The organism is Mycobacterium sp. E183, from assembly GCF_001667735.1.
Lineage (GTDB): Bacteria > Actinomycetota > Actinomycetes > Mycobacteriales > Mycobacteriaceae > Mycobacterium.
Genome location: NZ_LZJN01000185.1, coordinates 1 through 13,161, shown reverse-complemented (window position 1 = coordinate 13,161; position 13,161 = coordinate 1). Strand labels below are relative to the sequence as shown.

Below are 13,161 nucleotides of genomic sequence, written 5' to 3'. Positions count from 1 at the left end.
AAAGCCCCACACGCATGACGACTACCACCCAAGACCGCGTGGTCGAAACCACCTTCGGTCCCGTCCGCGGAGCCGATGACGGCCGCGTGAGCTCGTGGAAGGGCATCCGGTATGCCGCCCCGCCCGTCGGCGCCCTGCGTTTCCGGGCGCCGCAGCCCCCCGAACGGTGGACCGAGGTGGCCGACGCCACCCGCTACGGGCCGGCGTGCCCGCAGCCGGTCTTCCCCAACATGCCGCTCGACCTGGGCGCGCCGCAGGGCGAAGACTGCCTGCGGCTCAACGTCTGGGCATCGTCCGGCACGCAGCCGGGCGACGGAAAGCCCGTGATGGTGTGGCTGCACGGGGGCGCTTACGTCCTGGGGTCGGGCAGCCAGGCGCTGTACGACGGGCGCCGGCTGGTCGGCGGTGGCGAGGTCATCGTGGTCACGGTCAACTACCGGGTGGGAGCGCTCGGTTTCATGGACTTGTCGTCGTTCACCACGTCGCGGCGGCGGTTCGACTCCAACGTCGGGCTGCGCGACGTGCTGGCTGCCCTGCGCTGGGTGCGTGACAACATCGCAGCCTTCGGCGGTGATCCCCGCAACGTGACGCTGTTCGGTGAATCCGCGGGCGCGGGGATCGTGACCACCCTGCTCGCCAGCCCGTCCGCCGAGGGACTGTTCGCCCGCGCGATCGCCCAGAGTTCACCGGCCACGTCGGTATACGACCGGCGCCGGGCTGAACGCGTCGCAGAAACCGTCCTCGACAGGCTTGACGTCGACGCGGACCGGTTGCCCGACGTGCCGACCGCGGTGCTGCTTGCCGCATCCCAAGAGGTCTTCGACGAAGTGCCGGTGCGCAATCCCGGCCTCCTTGCGTTCGTCCCGATCATCGACGGCGACCTGCTGGACGACTACCCGGTCAAGCGCGTGCAGGAGGGCCGCTCGCTTCCGGTCCCCCTGATCATCGGGACGAACAAGCACGAGGCGGCGCTTTTCCGATTGATGCGTTCGCGGCTGATGCCGATCACGCCTCGCGCGATCACGTCGATGTTCGACCAGATCGCGGCCGAACAACCGGACCTGCAATTGCCGACCGACGAGCAGATCGGACTGACCTATTCCCGGCTGCGGCGCAGGGCAAGGAGTTTGAGCATCGCGACAGATGTCGGGTTCCGGATGCCGTCGGTCTGGCTGGCCGAGGGGCACAGCAAGGTGGCACCGGTCTACCTGTACCGATTCGATTATGCGACCCCGCTACTGAAGCTGCTGTTGGTCAATGCCGCCCACGCCACCGAATTGCCCTACGTCTGGGGCAATCTCGGGGCGCCGAAGGATCCCACCCTGAAGCTGGGCGGCAGCAAGACCGCCAAGGCGGTCTCCAGGCGAATGCGGACCCGGTGGATCAACTTCGCCGCGCGGTCGACGCCCGCGGGCCCGGGCGGCGAGCCGGAGTGGAGGCCCTACCGGGAGGCGGACCGCGCCTGCCTCATCATCGACGCGAGCGACACCGTCGCGCACGACGTCGATGGGAAGATCCGCGCCGCGTGGGGCAGCCAGATGGTGGGGTTCCGCTAACTGCCGGCGTCAGTCCGCGCCGGACTGCGCCGCGCCCGACTTCGCCTGCCGGCGAAGCCAGTTGCGGCGGGCGGGCGGCGGCTCGGGAGTGTCCGGTTCGGTGCCCTTGAACACCATCAGATACACCTCGATGGTCGTGACGATGAGGATCATCAGCACGGGCCCGATGACGATGCCCCAGGGGCCGAACATCGCTATGCCCGAGAACACCGACAGCAGCATCAGCGCCGGGTTCAGCCGGGCATCACGCGGAACGAGGATCGGCCGCAGGAAGTTGTCGATGTTGGTGACCACGACGAGGTGCCAGAGCACGACAAACGCGCCGCCGGCGATGTTGCCGAAGAAGATCATTCCGATGCCGAAGGGGATGGTCACGATCCCGCCGCCCAATGGGATGATCGACAACGCGGTGAGCAGGACCGCGAAGATGAAGAATCCGTGGTGAAAGCCGGCGACATAGATGGACGCGGCGCCCGCGACGCCTTGGCACAGTGCTATCACGAACTGGCCGCTGACGGTGCCGCGCACCATTGCTCCGGCTTTGGCCAGGTACAGATCAGTGACCTCGTCGCCGAGGGGGTTGAGTTCGGCGATCAATCTCCGCACCCGCTCGCGGTGCACCAGCAGCGCGACGAAGACATACAGGAAGATGATGGCCGACGTGACCGCGCCTGCGATACCACCGACGGCGCCCTGCAGGAAGTGCAGCGCCCATTCACCGACATTACGGCCCACCGTGACCATCGCCTTGCGCAGGGTTTCCGTCGTTATCGTCATGTGCGCGAAGGGGACCCGGGACAGCAGCTCGTTCACCGCCCGCAGTGTGCGGTCGCCAAGCGCGCTGAGGTCCGTCGACTTGACCCAATCGGTGATGCTGTCGATCATGCGGGAGATCTGAACGATCGCCAGGAGCACCAGGAGCGTGATCGGCACGACGACGGCCACGAGCGCGCACAACAGGGTGCTGGTCGCCGCCAACCCGGTGCCCAGCCGCCTGCTGAACCAGTTGAACAGCGGTGTGAAGAGGTAGGCCCCTACCGCGGCCACGACGATCAGCACGAAGTAGTCGCGCAGGAAGTACGCACCGAACAGCAGGGCGATCGCGGTCAGGATCGCCAGGGCGCGCTTTTGGTTGAGCGTGAATTCGGTATTCATGCCACCGGGCCGCCCTCCGCGTCGTCGCCGCTGAGGGAACTTTAGCCCCGGCGCGGTGGTTTCGTCAGCGTCCGCGCAAGCGAACTCACTGCCCCCCGCCGACCGCCGGCTTCGGGGACCCAACGTCCGCTTGGCTTTTCATGCGCTGGAACATGTCGACGTAGTACGGGAGGCATTGCGACATCGCCTGTTCGGTGGTGAACAGGGGTTCATAGCCGAGGTCACGGCGCGCCTTGGCGATCGAGAAGTAGTTGTCCAGATAAAGCCGCTCGACGGCCAGCGGCTCGAGCAGCGGCGCCGGGATGCCGAAGCGGAAATGCAGCCGCTGCCAACCGGTCATCGCCACGCGCACCATCGGGCCGTTCACCCGCACGCGGGGCCAATTGGCGCCGCACGCCTCGACCACCGGCCGGGCGAACTCGAACATGTTGATCGGTTCGCCGTCGTTGATGAAATACGCCTGACCCGGTGCCGTGCCGCCGGGGACCAGGTGCTGGGCGGCCAGGATGAAACCGTGAATCAGGTTGTGCACGTAGGAGTTATCCAGGCGGGCCGATTTGCGGCCGATAAGCACCTTGACGTGGCCGGCGATCACGCTTTCGAAAAGTTTGCGGAACATCGTCTGGTCGCCGCGCCCCCAGATCCCGCTGGGGCGAATCGCACACGTGAGCATGCCGCCAATGTCGTTCTGCGACAGCACGAACCGCTCCGCGACCACCTTCGTCTCGGTGTAGAGGTCGTTGAACCGGGTGGTGTAGGGCAGCGTCTCGTCGCCGCCGGGAATGTTCTGGCCGCCCATCACGACGCTGTTGGACGACGTATAGACGAATCGCTTCACGCCCGCCGCCTGTCCGGCGTGCACCAGGTTCTCGGTGCCGCCGACGTTCACGGCGAAGCTGCGCTGCCGGTACGCGTCGGTCACCGACGCGCCGCCCATCAGCTCGATGATGGCCGCGGTGTGAAAGACGGTGTCGATACCGTCCACCGCCTGGGCGCAGACGGCGGTGTCGGTGATGTCGCCCTCGAGCACCTCCAGTTGCGGGTGCTCCGGAAGCGGCGACGGCGCGCGGTCGAACGAACGCACCCGGTATCCGCGGTCCAGGAGGGTGGTGACCAGGTTGGCGCCGACGAAGCCGGAGCCGCCGGTTACCAGGACGCGGCCGAGTTCGGTGGTCAGTGTCGGATCAGCCATGGCCCGAAGCATAACTGAAACGTGTTCCAATTTCGAACAAGATCATCGTCTCGGCTTCCCTAGAGTGGCCCAATTCAGGCGTCTTCCGCCTGGCTGGCCGCCAGTGCATCCTCGATGCGCTTGCGAGCCCCAGCTAAATGCTCTTCGCAACGCTTCGCCAGCTCTTCGCCTCTTTCCCACAACTTCAGCGATGCATCCAGGTCCAGGCCGCCCTGCTCCAGGAGGCGCACGACCTCGATCAGTTCATCCCGGCACGCCTCGTAGCCGAGTTGACTAATAGGTGTAATTGAATGCTCCTCTTCAGCGGTCATCGGTCTGCCCTTCGCTCACCGCGGCGATCGCGCCGTCGGCAACCCGCACCCGCAGCCGGCTGCCCGCCGGCGCGCCGGAGACCGACCGCAGCACCACCGGGGGCCCGGAGTCGGGGACCGCCTGCACCACCGCGTAGCCGCGGGCCAGCGTGGCCGCGGGGCCCAGGGTCGCCAGCCGCGCGCTGAGGTGGCCGACGCGCTCCGTCTCGGCGGCGGCCAGCCGGGTGACGTCGCGGCGTATCGCCGACCGGGCGCGGTGGATCTCCTCGGCGCGTGCCGTCAGTGCCGTCAGCGGTTCGGCGAGCACCGGCCGGCTGCGGATCTGGGCGAGCGCGCGTTGTTCGCGAGACACCCAGCTGCGCAGCGCCTGCGCGCTGCGCCGGCGCAAGTCGTCGATCAGCCGGAGCTCGGCGGCGGTGTCGGGAACCACCTTCTTGGCCGCGTCGGTGGGGGTGGCCGCACGCAGGTCGGCGACCAGGTCGCACAGCGGGTTGTCGGGTTCGTGGCCGACGGCGCTGATCACCGGGGTGCGGCACGCCGCGATCGCGCGGCACAGCGTCTCGTCCGAGAACGGCAGCAGGTCCTCCACGCTGCCACCGCCGCGGGCGACCACGATGACGTCGACCTCGCCGTGGCGGTCGAGTTCGTACAGCGCCTCGACGATCTGCGCCACCGCGTTGGGGCCCTGCACCGCGGTGTTGCGCACCGCGAACCGGACGCCGGGCCAGCGTCCGGTGGCCACCGTCGTCACGTCGCGCTCGGCGGCGCTAGCCCGCCCGGTGATGAGGCCGATCATGTTGGGCAGGAAGGGGATTGGCCGCTTGAGCCGGGGATCGAAGAGCCCTTCGGCGTCCAACAGCCGGCGCAGCCGATCGATGCGCGCCAGCAGCTCGCCGACGCCGACGGCGCGAATCTCGCTGAGCCGCAACGAGAATGTGCCGCGACCGGTGTAGAAGGAGGGCTTGCCGCAGACCACCACCTGCGTGCCCTCGGCCAGCTTTACCGGTGCGTTGGCCACCAGGTCGCGCGAACAGGTCACGGTCAGCGACATGTCGGCGGCCGGGTCACGCAACACCATGAACACCGTCTTGGAGTCGGCCCGGGCGCTGATCTGGGCGAGTTGGCCCTCGACCCATACCGTGCCGAGCTTGTCGATCCAGCCCGCGACGCGAATGGCCACCGCGCGCACCGGAAACGGGTTCTCGGCGGAGTTCGGTTCGGACTGTGCGGCCGGGGTCACTTCGCGTTCGCGCGGGTGATCCTGTTGGCCAGCAGCGTCTGAAAAGGCGCGCGGGCCTTCGTGGCCTGCTCGTAGGCCAGCAGGGCTTCGAGTTCGTCGACGCTCAGGGACTGCAGGCGGGCCCGCAGCTGCGCCAGCGTCAGGGTCGCGTAGTCCAGCTCGGCGACGACCGACGGTTGCGGAACCGACGGCGCGTCCGAGGATTTCCTGCCCTGTTTCAAGGGCGCGGCATCGGACGCGGCGTCGGCGAGCGAGTACAGCGCGAACCGTCCCTCGGTGCGGCGATCGCCGTCGGCGACACCGCCCTCGGCCGGGCCGGGCGCCTCGACCGCGTCGGGCAGGTCCTCGTCGAAGGTCGCCCATTCCGGCTGCTCGTCCTTCGGCGGAAAGATGTTCTCCAGGGTGCTGTCGCCCTTGATCGCCAGCTCGGCGAGGTTCTGCTGAAATCGCATCACAAGGTGCGCCGCCTGACTGGCCAAGGTCATGGGGTACATCAGGATGGTTTTCGGCAGCTTCATGGTCTCCTCGACGGCGACTGTCGCCGCGCCGACCAGTAGCCGAACTCCATACGGTGCAGTAGCCATGGGTCCAAGATTGCCTTAAGCGACCGCTAACTCCAAGCCCGCCGGCGCGAGCTGGCAAGCCCGTGCCGGCAGAACGTACCCTGGTGTCATGCCGCCGACTGTTGACATGGGGATTCCCGGCGCGTCCAGCTCGGTAGCCAGCGATCCGGCCCGCAAGCGAGTGCTTCTGGCCGAGCCGCGTGGTTACTGCGCGGGCGTTGACCGGGCCGTTGAGACGGTCGAACGCGCGCTGGAAAAGCACGGCGCCCCGGTGTATGTGCGCCATGAGATCGTGCACAACCGGCACGTGGTGAACACGCTGGAGCAGGCCGGCGCCGTGTTCGTCGAGGAGACCGACGAGGTGCCCGAGGGGTCCATCGTGGTGTTCTCCGCGCACGGGGTCGCGCCGACGGTGTACGCCGCGGCCGCCGAACGCAACCTGCACACCATCGACGCCACGTGCCCGCTGGTGACCAAGGTGCACAACGAGGCCAGGCGATTCGCCCGCAATGACTACGACATCCTGCTGATCGGCCACGAGGGTCACGAGGAGGTCATCGGCACCTCTGGGGAAGCCCCCGACCACGTGCAGCTGGTGGACGGGGTGGCCGCCGTCGACAACGTGACGGTGCGCGACGAGAACAAGGTGGTCTGGCTCTCACAGACCACGCTGTCGGTCGACGAGACGATGGAAATCGTCGACCGGCTGCGGCAGCGGTTCCCGAAGCTGCAGGATCCGCCCAGCGACGACATTTGTTACGCGACGCAGAACCGGCAGGTCGCCGTCAAGGCGATGGCGCCGGAGTGCCAGCTGGTGATCGTCGTGGGGTCGCGGAATTCGTCGAACTCGGTGCGCCTGGTCGAGGTGGCGCTGGGCGGCGGCGCCGCGGCCGCCCACCTGGTCGACTGGGCCGACGACATCGACCCGGCTTGGCTGGAGGGGGTGACCACCGTGGGCGTGACCTCCGGTGCGTCGGTCCCCGAGGTCTTGGTGCGCGGCGTGCTGGAGCGGCTGGCCGATCACGGCTACGACGTGGTGCAGCCCGTTACGACGGCGCAGGAAACCCTGGTGTTCGCCCTACCGCGCGAGATCCGGTCACTGCTCTGACGTAGTCGGGCGCCGGATGGCGCTCAGCCGTCGTATTCCCAGGACTCCATCGGGGGTCGCTGAGGCCGGCCATACGCCCGTGAGCGATTCCGGCGGTCAGGGCGACGCTCCGCCGCGGGCTCGTCGCCCGCGTCGCGGTAGCGCACCTGCGAGATGGGATGATGCGTCCCGCCGTTGCCGTTCGGCGTGGGGCGGCGTCGCCTCGGCTCGTGCGCCGGCTCATACCGGTCGTAGCTGTCGAACCGGCCGAACTGCTCTCCGGACAGGTCGTAAGGATCCCCGAAACGGCTGCTCCGCGGTGCGGGCCGCTCGTAAGGCGGCTCGTAGGGCCGCTCGTAGGGGTTGCGCCGGGTGCGCGGCTCCCGGCGGCCTTCACGGGTCGACTGGCCACGCGGGTCCGGATCGGCCTCCGGCCGGGGGCGCCGGCGCGACCGGCGGGGAGGTTCTGCGGGGTCGTAGTCCCTGGCGGCCGCCGAGCCCTTCCGGCTGCGCCGCTCGCCCGGTTCGGCGGTCTCATCCAGCGGTTCCCGCGAGCGCCGGGAATGGGTTCGGGCGGAGCGGGCGGTGGACCGATCGCCGCGCGCCGTCCGGCGGGCCCGCGCCGAGGAACCGGCCCCGCGGCTGCGCCGCCCCTTGGCGGGCGCCGCCTCGTCGGCGTCGTGCTCCCCGGATTCGGGACGCAGAATCGCCTGCAATTTGGCGGCGAGGCCGCCGAGGACGGACTTGGAGTCGGCGGATTGCGCGTCGTCCGGGGCGGGCGCCTCCGCGGTCGGCCGCTGCGACATGCCGAAATACCATCTGACCAGCCCGATCAGCAGCACTACCCCGGCGGTTCCCAGCATCAGCGGGAACCGCTCGATGAGCGGATAGCCGCAGTTGATCAGCAGATCCTTGAGATGGCCGACCTTGGCGTCGTGGAACAGCCAGTACGCGCCGGGCACCGCGACGAAAAGTATCAACGGGGGCTGGATGATCGCGGTGAACAGCCCGTCCTGGCGCACCGCGAGCACCGCCGCCACGCAGCCGGCTATATAGAAGCCCGCGAAGACGTGCGTCAGCTCCTTGTGGCCGGAGTCGATTCCGTATCCGATCGCGGTGGCGGTGACGGCGAGGAGCAGGGCGGCATACCACGGCACACCTGGGATATTTGGGTGGATCGACCGGTGGGAGGCTTCCACCGTCGAGGTTGCCCGCTGTCCTGACACATGTTGACCGTACCGGCAATGGGGCGAAAGCCCCGTAAATACCTTGTAGCGATCCCGGGCGTGCCACGCCCCGGAGGCTGGGAGGCGCTCGAAAGGTCCACGGCAACCCGCGGGGTCGCCGACCCCTAGACTTGGGTCCCTGTGAGCCTGAGCCTGGGAATCGTGGGTCTGCCGAATGTCGGCAAATCGACTCTGTTCAACGCGCTGACCCGCAACGACGTGGTGGCGGCCAACTATCCGTTCGCCACGATCGAACCGAACGAGGGCGTCGTTCCGCTGCCCGATCCGCGGCTGGACAAACTGGCCGAGCTGTTCGGGTCCGAGCGCATCGTGCCGGCGCCTGTGACATTCGTCGACATCGCCGGCTTGGTCAAAGGCGCGTCCGAGGGGGCGGGCCTGGGCAACAAGTTCCTGGCCCACATCCGCGAATGCGACGCCATCTGCCAGGTGGTGCGGGTGTTCTCCGACGACGATGTGACCCACGTGGCCGGTGAGGTGGATCCCAGATCGGATATCGAGGTCGTCGAGACCGAGCTGATCCTGGCCGACATGCAGACGCTGGAGCGCGCTGTACCGCGGCTGGAGAAGGAAGCCCGCACCAGCAAGGACCGCAGGCCGGTGTACGACGCGGCCGTCGCCGCCCAGGAGACGCTGAACGCCGGCAAGACGCTGTTCGGCGCCGGGGCGGACACGTCGCTGCTGCGCGAGCTGAACCTGTTGACCACCAAGCCTTTTCTGTACGTCTTCAACGCCGACGAGGCGGTGCTGACCGACGCGGCGCGGATCGCCGAGCTGCGCCAGCTGGTGGCTCCCGCCGACGCGGTATTCCTGGACGCGGCCATCGAGGCCGAGCTGAATGAGCTCGACGACGAGTCGGCCGCCGAACTGCTGGAGTCCATCGGGCAGACCGAGCGCGGGCTCGACGCCCTGGCCCGCGCCGGCTTTCACACCCTTAAGCTGCAGACCTTCCTCACCGCGGGCCCAAAAGAGGCGCGGGCGTGGGTGATCCACCAGGGCGACACCGCGCCGAAGGCGGCCGGGGTGATCCACACCGACTTCGAAAAGGGCTTCATCAAGGCCGAGATCGTGTCCTACGACGACCTGATCGGCGCCGGCTCCATGGCGGCGGCCAAGGCGGCCGGCAAGGTCCGGATGGAAGGTAAGGACTACGTCATGGCAGATGGCGACGTGGTCGAATTCCGGTTCAACGTCTAGCGGGAACACTGGCGTCATGGGACGAACAGATACCGCCTCGGTGGTGATCGCTGCCCCACTGAATCAGGTGTATGCCGCGCTGGTGGAACCGCAGGCGCTCGTCGAATGGCTTCCGCCGCAAGGGATGTCCGGGAGGTTCGATCATTTCGACGCCCGCCCGGGCGGGTCTTACCGGATGAGGCTGACCTATGCCGAGCCGCCCGCGTCGGGCGGCAAGTCAAGCGACGACTCTGATGTCGTGGATGGTCGGTTCGTCGAGATCGTGCCTGGCGACCGGGTCGTGCAGGCCGTCGACTTCGAATCCGACGACCCCTCGTTCGCGGGGACGATGACCATGACGTGGGCGGTCACAGCGCTGAGCGCCGGCAGCACCCGTGTTGAAATCCGCGCCGACAATGTCCCGCCGGGCATTTCCGCTGAAGACCATCTTGAAGGACTGCGGTCGTCGTTGGCCAATCTCGCGGCCTATCTCACGTCGGGGACGTGAGTGGCGACGACGTCGTGTTGCCATTCCGCATGCACGATGCGACAGTCGAATCACGCGTCTCGGGGGCTTGACCGGAGGTCGGGATGGCAGTCGATCGGCAGACGGTGGATCTCACCGAGTACCCCGACCTGGTGGTGGTGTATCTCGGGATGAGGGTGCGGCGGCCCCGCGGACTGCTGCGGATGCTGGGCCTCGGTCCCCAGATTCGTCAGTCGTGGAAGCGGCAACCCGACGGCCTCTTGTTGCACGAAGACCTCGTCTGGTCATTGCTTCCCCCGCATCTTGGCATGCGGCAGTACTGGCGCGACCTGGACAGCCTGGAGCGGTGGACTCGCTCGGAGCCGCATCGGCAGTGGTGGCAACAGTTCCTGAAAGACTCCGGCGGCACCGGCTTCTGGCACGAGGCGTATCTGATGAGCGGCGGCATGGAGGCGATTTACGATGACACGCCCCAGCTCGGCATGGCGCGGTTCGCTCCAGTGAAACCGGCCCGGGGCGCACGGTTCTCGTCTCGGACGCGGGCAGGCCGGACCGAGACGCCCGCCGCGACACCCGTCGTTCCGGAGGCCGACTATTACCGGGCGCAGGGCGACACGCTGCACTCGTAAACGGCTTCCGTCTGTAACGCCCAGGGGCACAACGTATTCAGCGCGGCTTGAGCCGGAAGATCGGGATGTCGCGGCCCGCGGGCGCCGCTTTGTCCCGGTACTCGGCGTATCCCGAGTAGATCCGGTTAGCCAATTCGAATAAACGGGCGTATTCGTCGGGATCGGTGACCTGCCGCGCGGTGAAGCGCTCGCCGCCGAATTCGCAGTCCGGATGCGCCTTCAAGTTGTGGTACCACTGCGGGTGTTTGGTGCCGCCGAAGTTGGAGGCCAGCAGGATGACGTCGGGACCGTCATGGAAGTAGGTGAGTTGCACCTCGCGCTTCTGGCCGGACTTCGCGCCGGTGGTGACGAGCGGCGCGTTGATGATCGAGCCCATGTTGACCCGCCCTCCCGTGAGGCGGAACAGGTATGGATCGGTATGGCGTGCGATGTGGCGGGCCATGAACTGCCCCGCCCGCGAACGTCCGAAACGAACGCTCGCCCGATACAGCGGGCCCCGGCGCTTGTGCGGGTCCACGTACCTCAGCGGCATCTCCCGACCATACTGGGCTTAGCCGGGGCAAAGTTTGGGGCTTGCTTGGATTCCGCTCCGGGGAAATGCTCTAGGGATGGGTGAACGCGTGAGGTCGTGCGTCCGGCGGTTGGGGCAAAGCTTGATGGGCGGCACCTTGGTGTTGTCCGCGCTCGCGCTGGCCGGCGGCGTCGCACACGCGGCCCCGACCTCGCACTGGTGCCCGGGCACTGCCTGGGATCCGAGCTGGGGCACCGTTTACGACTGGGACTGGGGTACGTGCCACGACTGGCAGGGCCCGGCGGGCCAAAGTTTCCCGACGGGCGCGGGACCGTGGGGGCCGGCACCGATATGGGCGCCGCCGTCACCGCCCCCGCCGTCGTGGGCGCCCGGGGCCAAACTGATGTGGAACCCGACCGGCCCGGGCAACTGGGGATTTTGGAACAACGGAATCTGGACCCCGGTCTAGTCGGGCCGCCCCGCCTGTCGGAGGTGCCTCGTAGCATGCCCTGGTCGCGTCACCGCAGCCAGGAGGGCTCATGAAATTCGTCTCGACCCGCATCATCACCGCCGACGTCGGCCGGCTCGTCGATTTCTACGAGGCGGTCACCGAGGTTCCCGCGGTGTGGGGCAACGAGCTTTTCGCCGAGATCCCGACGCCGGTTGGCACGCTGGCGATCGGCAGCGACAAGACCGTGCCGCTGTTTGGCGCCGGATCCGCCGAAGCCGCGGCCAACCGCAGCGCGATCGTGGAATTCCTGGTCGACGACGTCGACGCGCAATACGAGCGGCTGCGCGAACACGTGGGCGAGGTCGTGACCGAGCCGACCACCATGCCCTGGGGAAACCGCGCACTGCTGTTCCGGGACCCGGACGGGAACCTCGTCAACCTGTTCACCCCGGTCACCGACGAGGCTCGCGCCAAGTTCGGAATTTGACTGGCGCACAGATAAATTCGATGCGACGATAGCGACTGAGCCGATGGGGTGAGACAGTGTCGGCCCATGCGCACCGAACACCCGTGCGCGGGGTCCCCCGCGGCGTTATGGTTTAGCTCGTGGCCGCTGGGGACAGCCCCGAAACATCCGGAGAACTCGAACGCCAGGCCGAGGCGCTCGATAAGCGCGAGGAGGCGCTTGACGAGCGCGAGGCCGAAATCAGAAGGCGCGAGTGGCTGGCCGGTAGACGAGATCGGCTCGCCGACCAGCGAGACCGAATCGCGGACGATCGCGAGCGTCAAGCAGACGAGCGGGAGCGGCGCGCGGACGAACGCGAGGGCTCGGTGGAAGAGCGTGAGCGTGCCCGACGCGGGCGCCTGGCCGAACAGGCGATGCGCACGGATGCGACGGCCCGGCGAGAGCAAGCCGACGTCGACCGGGAGATGGCGCAAACCGAACGCGGGCCCGACTACACCTGAGGCCACGCGTTTGCTGGCGGCCGAATCTCGGCCAGCACTGCGTTTGCTATAAGTGCGGCGGACGCCATTGTCCGCATTGCGAATGACGTAGGCCACAAATTTTGGCGAACAATAACCGTTATTGCTAGCGTCCCCGGCCATGGTAGTACTTGCAACATTGATGTCATTGATTAATCAGGTTTCCGGGACGCCCTATATTCCGGGTGGCGATTCTCCCGCTGGGACGGATTGCTCAGGACTCGTTTCGTGGGTTGCCAACGCAGCATCCGACAGGCCAGTCTTCGGCAACCGGTTCAACACCGGAAACGAAGAAGCGGCGTTATTGGCGCGGGGTTTCCAGTACGGGACCGCCCCCAACGCCCTAGTGATCGGATGGAACGGCGGCCACACGGCCGCGACACTGCCGGACGGCACCCCAGTGGCCAGTGGTGAGCGCGGCGGCGTGCACATCGGTGGTGCTGGCGCCTACCAGGCCGGGTTCACGCACCACATGTTCCTGCCGATGCCGCCGGATGGGGAGGGCTTCGGGGCCGCCGTACGCGGTTCGATCGAGGATCTCGCGGACTGGGCGGAGGTGGAACGCCCCGACCTGG

The 13,161-nt window shown here is 67.7% G+C and carries 16 protein-coding genes; 9 read left to right on the top strand and 7 right to left on the bottom strand.

The features are described from left to right. The first annotated feature begins 14 nt into the window (after positions 1 to 14). Entirely contained in the window at positions 15 to 1,556 is a 1,542-nt protein-coding gene (locus A5691_RS21955) for a carboxylesterase/lipase family protein (RefSeq protein WP_067748623.1), read from the top strand. A 9-nt stretch (positions 1,557 to 1,565) separates the two neighbouring features. Here the strand turns inward: A5691_RS21955 and A5691_RS21950 are convergent, their stop codons facing one another. The 5 genes from A5691_RS21950 to A5691_RS21930 form a co-directional block, all read right to left on the bottom strand. Further along, positions 1,566 to 2,711: an AI-2E family transporter gene (locus tag A5691_RS21950; protein WP_067748619.1), complete on the bottom strand. Its 1,146-nt coding sequence runs from the start codon at positions 2,709 to 2,711 to the stop codon at positions 1,566 to 1,568. 85 nt (positions 2,712 to 2,796) lie between these two features. Next, positions 2,797 to 3,915, bottom strand: coding sequence for an NAD-dependent epimerase/dehydratase family protein (locus tag A5691_RS21945; protein ID WP_067779865.1), 1,119 nt, complete (start codon positions 3,913 to 3,915; stop codon positions 2,797 to 2,799). Positions 3,916 to 3,977: 62 nt separating this feature from the next. Continuing rightward, on the bottom strand, positions 3,978 to 4,214 hold the full coding sequence (locus A5691_RS21940) for an exodeoxyribonuclease VII small subunit (protein WP_067754952.1): 237 nt from the start codon (positions 4,212 to 4,214) through the stop codon (positions 3,978 to 3,980). Further along, the gene (xseA, locus tag A5691_RS21935) at positions 4,204 to 5,454 is read right to left on the bottom strand and encodes an exodeoxyribonuclease VII large subunit (protein ID WP_067754949.1); all 1,251 of its coding nucleotides are present in this window, start codon (positions 5,452 to 5,454) and stop codon (positions 4,204 to 4,206) included. Before xseA ends, A5691_RS21940 begins: the two co-directional genes overlap by 11 nt. Beyond that, positions 5,451 to 6,038, bottom strand: coding sequence for a lipid droplet-associated protein (locus A5691_RS21930; protein WP_067754946.1), 588 nt, complete (start codon positions 6,036 to 6,038; stop codon positions 5,451 to 5,453). Before A5691_RS21930 ends, xseA begins: the two co-directional genes overlap by 4 nt. An 88-nt stretch (positions 6,039 to 6,126) precedes the next feature. Here A5691_RS21930 and A5691_RS21925 point away from each other — a divergent pair, with 88 nt between their 5' ends. Then, entirely contained in the window at positions 6,127 to 7,125 is a 999-nt protein-coding gene (locus A5691_RS21925; RefSeq protein ID WP_067754944.1) for a 4-hydroxy-3-methylbut-2-enyl diphosphate reductase, read from the top strand. Positions 7,126 to 7,148: 23 nt separating this feature from the next. On the opposite strand, the gene A5691_RS21920 is transcribed toward A5691_RS21925, so the two are convergent. Then, the gene (locus A5691_RS21920) at positions 7,149 to 8,330 is read right to left on the bottom strand and encodes a DUF6542 domain-containing protein (protein WP_197694410.1); all 1,182 of its coding nucleotides are present in this window, start codon (positions 8,328 to 8,330) and stop codon (positions 7,149 to 7,151) included. Positions 8,331 to 8,471: 141 nt separating this feature from the next. Here A5691_RS21920 and ychF point away from each other — a divergent pair, with 141 nt between their 5' ends. The 3 genes from ychF (at position 8,472) to A5691_RS21905 (ending at position 10,640) form a co-directional block, all read left to right on the top strand. Beyond that, positions 8,472 to 9,545, top strand: a complete 1,074-nt coding sequence (ychF, locus tag A5691_RS21915) for a redox-regulated ATPase YchF (protein ID WP_067754938.1) — start codon at positions 8,472 to 8,474, stop codon at positions 9,543 to 9,545. Further along, positions 9,511 to 10,032, top strand: a complete 522-nt coding sequence (locus A5691_RS21910) for an SRPBCC family protein (RefSeq protein WP_231978265.1) — start codon at positions 9,511 to 9,513, stop codon at positions 10,030 to 10,032. Before ychF ends, A5691_RS21910 begins: the two co-directional genes overlap by 35 nt. Positions 10,033 to 10,115: 83 nt before the next feature. Next, a complete protein-coding gene (locus A5691_RS21905) occupies positions 10,116 to 10,640 on the top strand; it encodes a monooxygenase family protein (RefSeq protein ID WP_067754933.1) in 525 nt (174 codons plus the stop codon). Positions 10,641 to 10,677: 37 nt separating this feature from the next. Here A5691_RS21905 and A5691_RS21900 read toward each other — a convergent pair whose 3' ends face one another. After that, on the bottom strand, positions 10,678 to 11,172 hold the full coding sequence (locus A5691_RS21900) for a nitroreductase family deazaflavin-dependent oxidoreductase (RefSeq protein ID WP_067754930.1): 495 nt from the start codon (positions 11,170 to 11,172) through the stop codon (positions 10,678 to 10,680). A gap of 124 nt (positions 11,173 to 11,296) precedes the next feature. Between A5691_RS21900 and A5691_RS21895 the strand changes: the two genes are divergently transcribed. From A5691_RS21895 to A5691_RS27590, 4 genes are all read left to right on the top strand, one after another. Beyond that, on the top strand, positions 11,297 to 11,620 hold the full coding sequence (locus A5691_RS21895) for a hypothetical protein (protein ID WP_156670102.1): 324 nt from the start codon (positions 11,297 to 11,299) through the stop codon (positions 11,618 to 11,620). A 70-nt stretch (positions 11,621 to 11,690) separates the two neighbouring features. Continuing rightward, positions 11,691 to 12,089, top strand: a complete 399-nt coding sequence (locus A5691_RS21890; RefSeq protein ID WP_067754924.1) for a VOC family protein — start codon at positions 11,691 to 11,693, stop codon at positions 12,087 to 12,089. A 119-nt stretch (positions 12,090 to 12,208) separates the two neighbouring features. After that, positions 12,209 to 12,568 (top strand): hypothetical protein, encoded by a 360-nt coding sequence (locus tag A5691_RS21885; protein ID WP_067754922.1) that lies wholly within the window; start codon positions 12,209 to 12,211, stop codon positions 12,566 to 12,568. A 139-nt stretch (positions 12,569 to 12,707) separates the two neighbouring features. Then, a partial coding sequence (locus A5691_RS27590; RefSeq protein ID WP_231982310.1) for a C40 family peptidase occupies positions 12,708 to 13,161 on the top strand: 454 nt, incomplete at its 3' end.

Bases quoted from the DNA above. Each gene is read 5' to 3' on its own strand.
- A5691_RS21925 (WP_067754944.1), top strand. From the start codon at position 6,127: ATGCCGCCGACTGTTGACATGGGGATTCCCGGCGCGTCCAGCTCGGTA.
- A5691_RS21895 (WP_156670102.1), top strand. From the start codon at position 11,297: ATGGGCGGCACCTTGGTGTTGTCCGCGCTCGCGCTGGCCGGCGGCGTC.
- A5691_RS21910 (WP_231978265.1), top strand. From the start codon at position 9,511: ATGGCGACGTGGTCGAATTCCGGTTCAACGTCTAGCGGGAACACTGGC.
- A5691_RS21940 (WP_067754952.1), bottom strand. From the start codon at position 4,214: ATGACCGCTGAAGAGGAGCATTCAATTACACCTATTAGTCAACTCGGC.
- A5691_RS21930 (WP_067754946.1), bottom strand. From the start codon at position 6,038: ATGGCTACTGCACCGTATGGAGTTCGGCTACTGGTCGGCGCGGCGACA.
- A5691_RS21890 (WP_067754924.1), top strand. From the start codon at position 11,691: ATGAAATTCGTCTCGACCCGCATCATCACCGCCGACGTCGGCCGGCTC.
- A5691_RS21905 (WP_067754933.1), top strand. From the start codon at position 10,116: ATGGCAGTCGATCGGCAGACGGTGGATCTCACCGAGTACCCCGACCTG.
- A5691_RS21945 (WP_067779865.1), bottom strand. From the start codon at position 3,915: ATGCTTCGGGCCATGGCTGATCCGACACTGACCACCGAACTCGGCCGC.
- A5691_RS21900 (WP_067754930.1), bottom strand. From the start codon at position 11,172: ATGCCGCTGAGGTACGTGGACCCGCACAAGCGCCGGGGCCCGCTGTAT.
- A5691_RS21950 (WP_067748619.1), bottom strand. From the start codon at position 2,711: ATGAATACCGAATTCACGCTCAACCAAAAGCGCGCCCTGGCGATCCTG.
- A5691_RS21955 (WP_067748623.1), top strand. From the start codon at position 15: ATGACGACTACCACCCAAGACCGCGTGGTCGAAACCACCTTCGGTCCC.